Source organism: Actinoplanes sp. DH11 (assembly GCF_020873875.1).
Classification (GTDB): Bacteria; Actinomycetota; Actinomycetes; order Mycobacteriales; family Micromonosporaceae; genus Actinoplanes.
The window spans coordinates 249,397-259,997 of the sequence record NZ_JAHWGU010000011.1; the positions used below are offsets into that span (position 1 = coordinate 249,397).

Below are 10,601 nucleotides of genomic sequence, written 5' to 3' on the forward strand. Positions count from 1 at the left end.
ATGAGCGCAGAGTCAGCCGCGAAGTCCGGCATCCAGTGGTCGATCGAGGCGGACGGGCACCGTGCCGTCCTGACGGAGGTCGGCGGCACGCTGCGCTCCTATTCCGTCCGCGGTGCCGAGCTGCTCGACGGCTTCGGCACCGATGAGATCGCGCCGGGTTCGGCGGGCCAGATCCTCGCGCCGTGGCCGAACCGGATCCGCGACGGCCACTACGAGTTCGAGGGCACGTCCTACCAGCTGGCGCTCACCGAACCGGACCGGCACAACGCGATCCACGGACTGGTCAACTGGGCCCGCTGGCACGCGGTCGAGCAGGCCGCCGACGCGGTGACCCTGGAGTACGAGCTGCCCGCCCAGATCGGCTACCCGTGGTCGCTGCGGCTGCGGGCCCGCTGGTCGGTCTCGGCGGACGGGCTGCGCTGCGAGCAGGAGGTCGTGAACACGTCCGACGCGAACGCGCCCTGGGGTTACTCGGTCCACCCGTACCTGCGGCTGGCCGGGGTCAGCGTGGAGGACACGGTGCTGCACGTGCCGGCGAAGTCCCGGATCATCGCGGACGCGTCCCGGCTGCTGCCGCTCGGTGCGGTCAAGCTGGCCGGCACCGAGTTCGACTACTCGGAGCCCCGCCGGATCGGCTCCGAGGTGCTGGACACCACGTTCGGCGACATCGACTTCGACGCCGACGGGGTCACCGCGGTGACCCTGTCCGACCCCGGCTCGGACGCGAAGATCGTGATCTGGGCGGCCGAGCAGTTCAAGTACTGGCAGGTCTTCACCGGTGACACCCTGAGCGGCGAGCGGCACCGGCGTTCGGTGGCGGTCGAGCCGATGACCTGCGGGCCGGACGCGTTCCGCAGTGGCCGCGACCTGGTCGTCCTGGAGCCGGGCCGGACCTGGGCCACGACCTGGGGCATCCGGGCCTGATGGAGTTCGACGAGGTGGTCCGGCGGCGCCGGATGGTCCGCGGTTACGACCCGGACCGGCCGGTGCCCCCGGAGCTGGTCGACAAGATCGTCCGGCACGGGTTGCGGGCGCCGTCGGCGGGCTTCTCGCAGGGCTGGAGCTTCCTGGTCCTGACCGAGGCCGCGGACCGGGAACTGTTCTGGTCGAGCACGGCCACCGGCTCCAACGGCTGGCTGGACCGGATGCGGACCGCGCCGCTGATCATCGTCGCCCTGTCCAACAAGTCCGCGTACATCGAGAGGTATGCGGAGTCGGACAAGGGCTGGGCGGATCGCGACGAGTCCCGCTGGCCGGTGCCGTACTGGGACATCGACACCGGCTTCGCCGCGCTGCTGATGCACCTGACCGCCGTGAACGAGGACCTGGCCTCGTGTTTCATCGGTCTGCCGGCGGATCGGACCGACGCGTTCAAGAAGGCGTTCGGCGTTCCGGACCAGTTCACCCCGATTGGCGCGCTCACGGTTGGGTACCGGGGTGCCGACAAGAGGTCTCCATCACTGGCGCGCGGTCACCGGCCGGTGGCCGAGGTGGTGCATCATGGCCGGTGGGCTTCGAGAGGCGAGGTCTGACTCGCGCGCGGCTACGCTGGCATGCGTCGAGATGTCGTGACGGGAAGGGGCAGTCGCCGTGATCTTCAAAGCGGTCCGGGACGGAGCCCCGTACCCCGCTCACAACACCACGCTCAAGGCGTGGGCGGAGATTCCGCCGCGCCCGATCCGTCTGGCGGAGCTGATCACCACGAAGCGGGAGCTGGCGCTCGACAAGCTCCTCGCCGAGGACTCGACGTTCTACGGTGACCTCTTCCCGCACGTCGTGGAATATCACGGTGCGCTCTATCTGGAGGACGGCCTGCACCGGGCGCTGCGGGCGGCTCTGCAGCAACGCAACCAGATCCACGCCCGGGTGCTCGTCGTCGAGGATTGACCTCGCGGGGGATCGGCAGGCCGCTCCGGATGCGAAATGTCGCACCACCTCCGTACCGTTGAGGCATGGCCGACGCACCGGATGTCGAAGAACCGACCAGGGAGTACCCGGCCGTGCCCGCGCAGGATGCGCCAGGTGCGCCGGGCGCGACCCCGCCCGAGCGCCGCAGCAGCGGTTTCGTCCGTCTGCTGGTCTTCACGGGTTTCGTCTTCGCGCTGATGGTCGCGGGTTGTCTCGGGCTGCGCGCGGTGAACGTGCTGCCCAGCTTCGACAACCCGTTCGCGGATCAGCGGGTCGACCGCAGCCAGCCGGTGCTGTTGCAGTCCATGCGCGATCTCAACCGCTATGTCGCCGCCGACGGGACCTTCCAGATCATCGTCGACCTCCAGGACAGCCAGGAGAACATCCCGGACTTCCTGATCAACCGGCGGACGCTGTTCGTGGGTTCCGGCACGGTCGAGGCCTATGTCGACTTCAGCGGGCTCGCCGGTGACGCACTCAAGATCGACGAGACGAAGAAATCGATCGAGTTGACGCTGCCGGCGCCGGAGCAGTCCACGGCGGCGCTCGACATGGCGAAGAGCTACGTCGTCGCCGAGGAGCGGGGGCTGTTCAACCGGATCGGCGACGCCTTCCGGGAGGATCCCAACAAGCAGCAGCGGGTCTATCAGCTGGCCCAGGAGCGGATCACTGAGGCCGCGCGGTCCAGCGGGATGGACCAGCGGGCGAAGCAGAACACCCAGCGGATGCTGGAGAGCCTCTTCGCCCGCCTGGGCTACACGACCGTGACCGTCACGTTCGCCAATCCCTGATCATCGGCCGTTACTCGTTGGGCATCATGGCCCACAGCACCAGGTATGCGATGAACTGCGGTCCGGGCAGCAGGCAGGAGACCACGAAGAGCAGCCGGACCGTGCCGGCTCCGAGGCCGAAGCGCTGGCCCAGGCCGGCACAGACACCGGCGATCATGCGGTTGTGGCGGGGACGGGTCAGGGTGCGGGACTTGACGGCGCGGGACACGTTCATCCACTCCTTCTGCGGTGGTCGTGACGTTCTGCCACGTCCACTTCGACGGTAGGTACGGGAGACCGGTCGTCCCTCAGTCCAGAGGGGGATACCGGCGGTCACGCTCCCTTAAGGGTCTCCCGTACCCAGGTGACGCCCGCTGTTAACCTGGAGCCGATTTCGGGGCGGGTGCCACCCCCGTGCGGTGACGAGGAGACGAACACGAGATGTTGGCCCTCCTCCGGTCGCAGCCCGGCTCCGCACTCCCGCCGGCCGACGCCGGTCAACTCGCCGGTGAACTGACCGAGGCCCTGCACGCGGCCGGCGCCACCGAGGTCGTGACGGTGCCGCCCGCCGGTGAGCCGGACGCCGCCACCCGGATCCGGGAGGCGGCCGGGCACGCCCGCGACGCCGGTGAGCCCCTGCTGATCTGCCCCGACAACCTGGTCGCGCACCCCAGCCTGCTGTGGACGCTCGCCACCGAGCCGGCCGGCCGCAGCACCGTCCTGGTGATGGCCGACCCGGCCGGCGACCTCAGGGAGGACCGCGGCCGCATCGTGCCCGCCGCATCCGGCGCCGGCACCGCCCGCTTCCTCGGCGCGATGTGTCTCGCCCCGGCCGACCTGCCGATCCTGGAGAAGGCCGCCGACCGGCCGGACCTGCTCGCCGCGCTGCTCGAGGACGGCCTCGTGCCGATCGCCACGCGACCGCGGACGCTGCGTGCCCAGCAGGTGCGGACGCCGGCCGAGCTGGCATCGGCCCGCAAGGCGGTCGCGGCGGTCGACGAGGACGCGGCGCGGCTGCGGCTCGCGGTCAAGGAGCAGGACGACTTCTTCACGACGTACGCGGTGAGCAGCTGGTCCCCGCTCGTCACCAAGGCCGCAGCCCGGCTGCGCCTGACCCCGACCGGGGTCACCGGCCTCTCGGTGCTCTTCGCGGTCGCCGCCGCGCTGGCGTTCTGGCAGGCCTCCCGGCCGCTGATGATCCTCGGCGGGATCCTGCTCTACCTGGGTTTCGTGCTGGACTGCGTGGACGGCCAGCTCGCGCGGTACACGCGCAACTTCGACGCGTTCGGCGGCTGGCTGGACACGATGGCCGACCGCGCCAAGGAGTACGCGGTCTACGCCGGACTCGCGGCCGGCGCGGAGCGGATGGGTCTGCCGTACGCGTGGCCCCTCGCGATCACCGCGATCGTCCTGCAGACCGCCCGGCACATGACCGACACGTGGTACGGCGCCCTGCACGACGAGGCCGCCGCCCACCCGGTCCAGCAGTCCGGCGGTGGTGTCGGCGCCCGGCTCACCGCCGCCTCGGTGAAGGCGCAGAGCCAGCGCGGTTCCCTGGTCTACTGGGCGAAGCGGATCGTGGTCTTCCCGATCGGCGAGCGCTGGGCCCTGATGGCCGTGCTGGCCGCGGTCACCGACGGCCGGGTGGCGCTCGCCGCGGTGGTCGGGTTCGGCCTGCTGGCGGCGGCCTACACGCTGGCGCTGCGCTCGCTGCGAGCGCTCTCCATGCGGGTCTCCGTGCTGCACACCGTGGACACCATGCGGCACCGCGACGACGGCCCCCTGGTCCGGCTGGTGCTGAGCCGCGTCGGCGCCGGCGCGCCGCTGCCGGTGGCCGCCCTCTTCGCGGTGTACGCGCTCGCCACCGTCGCCACCTTCCTGGCCGCCGACCCGGCCGACCGGCCGTGGCTGCTCGCCCTCGCGGCCGTTCCCGTCGTGCTCTGCGGCTTCCCGGCCCGCAACCGGCACGGCGGCGCCCTCGACTGGCTGGTCCCGGCCGCCCTGCGCGCCGCCGAATACCTCGTCGTGGTCGCCGTCGGCCTCTACGGCGCGGTGCCGCCGGCCGTGGTGTTCCTGCTGCTGTTCATGCTCGCGCTCCGGCACTACGACCTGACCGCCCGGATGGAGAAGGGCGCGCCGGCCGGCGGTGCCGGCGGGGCCCTGCTGGGGTGGGACGGGCGGGTTCTGCTGCTGGTGCTCGCCGCCCTGGCCGGGTACGCGACGGCCGGTGTCGCGGTGCTGGCGGCGGCGGTGGGCGTGGCGTTCGCGGTGACGGCGATCAAGGACTGGCGAGCCAGCCGCACGCGCTGACGGCGGTCAGGGACTGGCGGGCCTGCCGCACGCGCTGACGCCGGCCGTGGGCCGGGCCCCGACGCGGCCCCCGACGCGGCCCCCGACGCGGCCCCCGACGCGGCGCCCGACGCGGCCCCCGACGCGGTCGGGGAAATGTCTTTTTTCGCGCTGGTTCTCGTGTGCACGTGCACAATCGATCTCCTGGCGTTCAGATCTCCGTAATCGATTGATCACTATCTGCGAATGGCACTTTCGACCGATGGCATCGCATCGAAACCCCTCGGAGAGTTAGTGCCCGATTGCCGACCGTCGTGGGATCGGGATCACACGATCGCAGGAGGTTGACGGTGTCCACCGTCGCGCTCAAGGACGTCACCAAGATCTGGCCGGATGGCACGTTCGCCGTCGACAACCTCGATCTGGAGGTCAAGGACGGGGAGTTCATGGTCCTGCTCGGCCCTTCGGGCTGCGGCAAGTCGACCGTGCTGCGCATGATCGCCGGGCTGGAGGACCCCTCCGAGGGGGAGATCCTGCTCAACGGCGAGCCCGTGCTCGACCTGCCCCCGCGGGACCGCAGCATCGCGATGGTGTTCCAGGACTTCGCGCTCTACCCGCACATGACCGTCGGCGAGAACATCGGTTTCCCGCTCAAGCTGTCCGGCGTCGAGCCGTCACCACGCCAGGAGCGGATCGACGCGATCGCCGGCGCGCTCGGCATCGGCGAGGTGCTCGGCCGCCGGCCCAGCCAGCTCTCCGGCGGGCAGCGCCAGCGGGTCGCCATGGGCCGGGCCATCGTGCGCCGGCCCGGTCTGTTCCTGATGGACGAGCCGCTCTCCAACCTGGACAGCGGCCTGCGCGCCGAGCTGCGCGCGGAGATCTCCAGCATGACCCGGGAACTCGGCGTGACCACGATGTACGTCACGCACGACCAGGCCGAGGCGCTGACCATGGCCGACCGGGTCGCGATCATGCGGAAGGGTGTGCTGCAGGACGTCGGCACGCCCACCGAGGTGTACCGGCGACCGGCCACCCTCTATGTCGCGGCTTTCCTCGGCTCACCGCGGATGAACCTGCTCGAGGCATCGGTCTACGTCCACCTCGACCAGTACATCGTGCTGAACTTCGGCGAGCAGAACCTCTACCTGCCGTGGAACGATCCGCGGGCCCGGTCGGTAGCCCGCTATCACGGCGAACGGATCGTGGTCGGCATCCGGGCCGAGGCGCTGACCCCGGTCGCGCCGGACACCCAGGGGCACGTGCTGCAGGGCCGGATCCGGTACCTCGAGCACCACGGGCACGAGTCGCTGGCGTTCCTGGACGTCGGCGCCACGGCGATCGTGGTCGACGAGATGAGCAACCCGGTGCAGACGCAGCCGCCCGTCGAGGGGGCGTTCAAGCGGCTCAGTGGCGCGCTGCAGCGACTTACCCGGCCGTCGGTGGTCGAGGCCGACCCCCGTCCGGCGGGACGGGTCAGTGTGCTCAACGACCCGGGGCGGCATCATCGGAAGCCGGCCGAGCTGTCAGTGCGGCTGGCGCCGTACCCCGCGGTCTCGCCGGGTCATCCGCTCGCGATCTCCGTCCGGATGGACGCGTTGCACTTCTTCGACGAGAGGGGTGACCGGATCGATGTCGGGTGGCGCTGAGGGCGGTCCGCGGGTGTTGGTGACGAAAAGGGGCGAGAGGGCGAACCACGCCACTTCCGGGCGGGATCGCCGATGCCACGTGCCACCGGCCGGGCACAGCGCGTAGGCTGCACGACGGTGGAGGACAGGATCGGCCAGAGCGTGCGTTCGGCTCCGGATCGGGAGCCGAAGGCCGATGTCGTGCGCACACCGGCGAACCCGGTGCTGCTGGATCGGTCGTTCGGCCAGGACGACATCACCGTCCTGCGCCACGAGGTGACTTCCCGGCTCGTTTCGCTGGACCTGAGTGCCGATCGCCGCCACGGGTACGTCCTGGCCGTCAACGAGGTCATCACCAACGTCGTGCTGCACGCCGGCGGCAACGGGCGGCTCGTCCTGCGGGTCGAGGACGGTTCGGTGTGGTGTGTGGTGACCGACTCCGGCCCCGGCATTCCGGGCGGCTACCTGGACACTCCGCAGGCTCCGGAGGCGTTCGAGGTCGGCGGCCGCGGGCTGTGGCTGGCCCACCAGTTGTGCGACGAGGTCACGACCGCCACCGGCCCGATCGGTACCTCGATCGGATTGCGTCTCTCGCTGGGTGCCACGCCGGATTCCTGATGAAACAGCAGGTTGAACGACGTGTGAACCCCGATCGAAATGTGAAGCTGCCCTTCCGCACTCGTGTCGCTTGCGGTCCGGCTACATTGGGCGCGTGCTCGGACTTCCTTCGCAGGTGACCGTTTGCCTTTTCGATCTTGATGGCGTGCTGACCCAAACCGCGCTGGTGCACAATGCCGCGTGGAAACAGACGTTCGACTCGTTCTTGGAATCGTGGTCGGAACGTCACGGTCTGCCGTTCGTCCCGTTCGATTCAGGCACCGATTATCACCTCTATGTCGACGGTCGGCAGCGTGCCGACGGTGTCCGTACCTTCCTCGCCTCCCGCGGCATCACCCTGCCCGAGGGCGCGCCCGACGACGGCCCCGACCGGGAGACCGTGAACGGTGTCGGCAACCGCAAGAACATCCTGGTGCTGCAGAAGATCCAGGAAGGCGCCGTGCAGGTCTACCCCGGATCGGTGGAGTACCTGAAGGCGGCCAAGGCGGCCGGTCTGCGCCGCGCGGTCGTGTCGGCGAGCGCCAACTGCAAGGACGTCCTGGAGGCCGCCGGCATCGCCGACCTCCTCGAGGTCCGGGTGGACGGCGTGGTCGCCCGTGAGCTGGGCCTGCCCGGCAAGCCGGCGCCCGACACCTTCCTGCACGCGGCGAAACTCCTCGGCGCCGCGCCCGAGCAGTGCGCGGTCTTCGAGGACGCGCTGGCCGGTGTGGCCGCCGGGCGTGCCGGTGGCTTCGGCATCGTGGTCGGCGTCGACCGGGTCGGCCAGACCGAGGCCCTGCTCAGCAACGGTGCCGACGTCGTCGTCACCGATCTTTCCGAGCTCCTCTGAACCCGAAAAACCTCTTCTTCTCAGCTTCGAGAGGCACGACCGTGATCCGTGAACGGGCCTACCCCGTCGACCCATGGCACATCCGGGAGACCCGGCTGGACCTGGACCTGCTGGCCCAGTCAGAGTCGGTGTTCGCGCTCTCCAACGGACACATCGGGATACGCGGAAACCTGGACGAGGGCGAGCCGCACGGCCTGCCCGGCAGCTACCTGAACTCGTTCTACGAGCTGCGGCCCCTGCCGCACGCCGAGGCGGGTTACGGCTTCCCCGAGTCCGGCCAGACGATGGTGAACGTCACGAACGCCAAGCTGATGCGCCTGCTCGTCAACGACGAGCCGTTCGACGTGCGCTACGGCGAGCTGCGATCCCACGAGCGCTGCATGGACCTGCGGGCCGGCACGCTGGAGCGGGTCGTGGAGTGGGTGTCGCCGTCCGGCCAGGGCGTCCGGGTGCGCACCGTGCGACTGGTCTCGTTCACGCAGCGGGCCATCGTCGCGATCCTTTACGAGGTCGAGCCCCTGGAGGGCTCGGCCCGGCTGATCCTGCAGTCCGAGCTGGTGGCGAACGAGCAGTTGCCGCCGACCAGCAAGGACCCCCGGGTCGCCGCGGTCCTCGACCAGCCGCTGCAGGCCGAGGAGATGATGGAGCAGCGGACCGGCGGCATCCTGGTGCACCGGACCAAGGCCAGTGACCTGCGCATGGCCGCGGCCATGGAGCACCTGGTGGAGACGCCGGGCCGGCACGCCATCACCACCGAGGGGCACCCCGACTGGCTGCGTACCACCGTCGCCTGCCGCCTGGAGCCGGGGCAGAAGCTGCGGGTGGTCAAGCTGGCCGCGTACGGCTGGTCCAGCATGCGTTCCCTGCCCGCGCTGCGTGACCAGGTCGGCGCGGCCCTCGCCAGCGCCCGCCTGGACGGCTGGGACGGCCTGGTCCAGCAGCAGCGGGAATACCTCGACGCGTTCTGGGACCACTCGGACGTCAAGGTCGAGGGCGACCCGGAGGTGCAGCAGGCGGTCCGCTTCGGCCTCTTCCACACTCTGCAGGCCGGCGCCCGCGCCGAGCAGCGCCCGATCGGCTCCAAGGGCCTCACCGGCCCCGGTTACGACGGGCACACCTTCTGGGACGCCGAGACGTTCGTGCTGCCTGCGCTCACCTACACCCAGCCCTCCGCCGCGGCCGACGTGCTGCGCTGGCGGCACTCGACGCTGGACCTGGCCCGGGAGCGGGCGCAGACGCTGGGCCTGCAGGGGGCGGCCTTCCCGTGGCGGACCATCCGCGGGCAGGAGTGCTCCGGCTACTGGCCGGCGGGCACGGCGGGCTTCCACATCGGCGCGGACATCGCCGACGCGGTCCGCCGCTACGTGCAGGCCACCGGTGACTACGACTTCGAGCGTGAGGTCGGCGTGGAGCTGCTCGTCGAGACGGCGCGGCTGTGGCGCTCGCTGGGCCACCACGACCGGCACGGCCGTTTCCACATCGACGGCGTGACCGGGCCGGACGAGTACACGGCGGTGGTGAACGACAACGTCTACACCAACCTGATGGCGCAGCAGAACCTGATGACCGCGGTCGAGGCCTGCAAGCGTCACCCGGACCTGGCACGCCGGTTCGGCGTGGACGACGAGGAGGCGGCGTCCTGGCGGGACGCGGCGGCCGCGGTGCACATCCCGTACGACAAGGAACTCGGGGTGCACCAGCAGTGCGAGGGCTTCACCCGGCTCCAGGAGTGGGACTTCGAGAACACCCCGCCGGAGGGTTACCCGCTGCTGCTGAACTTCCCGTACTTCGACCTGTACCGCAAGCAGGTGGTCAAGCAGGCCGACCTGGTGATGGCGATGTACATCCGCGGTGACGCGTTCACGCCGGAGGAGAAGGTCCGCAACTTCGCGTACTACGACGCCCGTACCGTCCGGGACTCGTCGCTCTCGGCCTGCATCCAGGCCGTGATGGCGGCCGAGACCGGTCACCTGGAGCTGGCGCACGACTACCTGGGCGAGGCCGCCCTGATGGACCTGCACGACCTGCACCGCAACGCGCGGGACGGCGTGCACGTGGCGTCACTCGCGGGCTCCTGGATCGCGCTGGTCGCCGGTCTGGGCGGCATGCGCGACTTCAACGGTCAGCTGAGCTTCGCGCCGCGCCTGCCCAGCCGGATCAACAACCTGGAGTTCTCGCTGCTCTGGCGCGGCCTGCGCCTGCGTGTCAACGTCACCGCCGACGAGGTGACGTACTCGCTGCGCAACGGCGGCGGTTCGGCCCGGCTCACGCTGCTGCACCACGGCAAGGAGCTCGAGGTGACCCAGGTCCGCCCGGTCACCATGCCGATCCCGCCCGCGGTGGCGGTCGGCTCTGCGCCGGTCCAGCCCGCCGGCCGGGCACCGGTGCGCCGCGCCGTGCACTGACGCGACAAACGCAACGGCCCCCGTCCAGCAGGGGCGGATTCCAGGGGTCGTTGCAACACAGGTTGATTAACTGGTTTCGGCCAGGAGTTTAGCGAAGCGCTCGGCTGGGGTGTCCCAGCCGAGCGTTTTGCGTGGGCGGCCGTTGAGTTCGACCGCG

10 protein-coding genes are annotated in these 10,601 nt (G+C 70.4%); 9 read left to right on the forward strand and 1 reads right to left on the reverse strand.

Features of this window, described 5'->3' with window-relative positions:
• The 4 genes from LPA41_RS18640 to LPA41_RS18655 all read left to right on the forward strand — a co-directional run bounded on the left by LPA41_RS18640 (nt 1) and on the right by LPA41_RS18655 (nt 2,699).
• Nucleotides 1–924 (forward strand): aldose 1-epimerase family protein, encoded by a 924-nt coding sequence (locus LPA41_RS18640; RefSeq protein WP_229071898.1) that lies wholly within the window; start codon nt 1–3, stop codon nt 922–924.
• A complete protein-coding gene (locus LPA41_RS18645) occupies nt 924–1,532 on the forward strand; it encodes a nitroreductase family protein (RefSeq protein ID WP_229071899.1) in 609 nt (202 codons plus the stop codon). The genes LPA41_RS18640 and LPA41_RS18645 overlap by 1 nt, the downstream gene beginning before the upstream one ends.
• Nucleotides 1,533–1,590: 58 nt before the next feature.
• On the forward strand, nt 1,591–1,887 hold the full coding sequence (locus tag LPA41_RS18650; protein ID WP_229071900.1) for a type II toxin-antitoxin system VapB family antitoxin: 297 nt from the start codon (nt 1,591–1,593) through the stop codon (nt 1,885–1,887).
• Nucleotides 1,888–1,952: 65 nt separating this feature from the next.
• The gene (locus tag LPA41_RS18655; protein ID WP_229071901.1) at nt 1,953–2,699 is read left to right on the forward strand and encodes a DUF4230 domain-containing protein; all 747 of its coding nucleotides are present in this window, start codon (nt 1,953–1,955) and stop codon (nt 2,697–2,699) included.
• A gap of 10 nt (nt 2,700–2,709) precedes the next feature.
• Here the strand turns inward: LPA41_RS18655 and LPA41_RS18660 are convergent, their stop codons facing one another.
• Nucleotides 2,710–2,913, reverse strand: coding sequence for a PspC domain-containing protein (locus LPA41_RS18660; RefSeq protein ID WP_229071902.1), 204 nt, complete (start codon nt 2,911–2,913; stop codon nt 2,710–2,712).
• A 206-nt stretch (nt 2,914–3,119) separates the two neighbouring features.
• Here LPA41_RS18660 and LPA41_RS18665 point away from each other — a divergent pair, with 206 nt between their 5' ends.
• From LPA41_RS18665 to LPA41_RS18685, 5 genes are all read left to right on the forward strand, one after another.
• Nucleotides 3,120–4,988, forward strand: coding sequence for a DUF5941 domain-containing protein (locus LPA41_RS18665; protein ID WP_229071903.1), 1,869 nt, complete (start codon nt 3,120–3,122; stop codon nt 4,986–4,988).
• 329 nt (nt 4,989–5,317) lie between these two features.
• Nucleotides 5,318–6,613: an ABC transporter ATP-binding protein gene (locus tag LPA41_RS18670; RefSeq protein ID WP_229071904.1), complete on the forward strand. Its 1,296-nt coding sequence runs from the start codon at nt 5,318–5,320 to the stop codon at nt 6,611–6,613.
• 117 nt (nt 6,614–6,730) lie between these two features.
• The gene (locus LPA41_RS18675; RefSeq protein ID WP_229071905.1) at nt 6,731–7,210 is read left to right on the forward strand and encodes an ATP-binding protein; all 480 of its coding nucleotides are present in this window, start codon (nt 6,731–6,733) and stop codon (nt 7,208–7,210) included.
• A 94-nt stretch (nt 7,211–7,304) separates the two neighbouring features.
• Complete coding sequence (locus LPA41_RS18680; protein ID WP_229071906.1) at nt 7,305–8,039, forward strand: beta-phosphoglucomutase family hydrolase; 735 nt, start codon at nt 7,305–7,307, stop codon at nt 8,037–8,039.
• A 41-nt stretch (nt 8,040–8,080) separates the two neighbouring features.
• Nucleotides 8,081–10,444, forward strand: a complete 2,364-nt coding sequence (locus tag LPA41_RS18685) for a glycoside hydrolase family 65 protein (RefSeq protein ID WP_229071907.1) — start codon at nt 8,081–8,083, stop codon at nt 10,442–10,444.
• The last annotated feature ends 157 nt before the right edge of the window (nt 10,445–10,601 follow it).

Excerpts from the sequence above, each read along its gene's own strand:
- LPA41_RS18660 (WP_229071902.1), bottom strand. The coding sequence starts at position 2,913 with ATGAACGTGTCCCGCGCCGTCAAGTCCCGCACCCTGACCCGTCCCCGC.
- LPA41_RS18665 (WP_229071903.1), top strand. The coding sequence starts at position 3,120 with ATGTTGGCCCTCCTCCGGTCGCAGCCCGGCTCCGCACTCCCGCCGGCC.
- LPA41_RS18645 (WP_229071899.1), top strand. The coding sequence starts at position 924 with ATGGAGTTCGACGAGGTGGTCCGGCGGCGCCGGATGGTCCGCGGTTAC.
- LPA41_RS18655 (WP_229071901.1), top strand. The coding sequence starts at position 1,953 with ATGGCCGACGCACCGGATGTCGAAGAACCGACCAGGGAGTACCCGGCC.
- LPA41_RS18640 (WP_229071898.1), top strand. The coding sequence starts at position 1 with ATGAGCGCAGAGTCAGCCGCGAAGTCCGGCATCCAGTGGTCGATCGAG.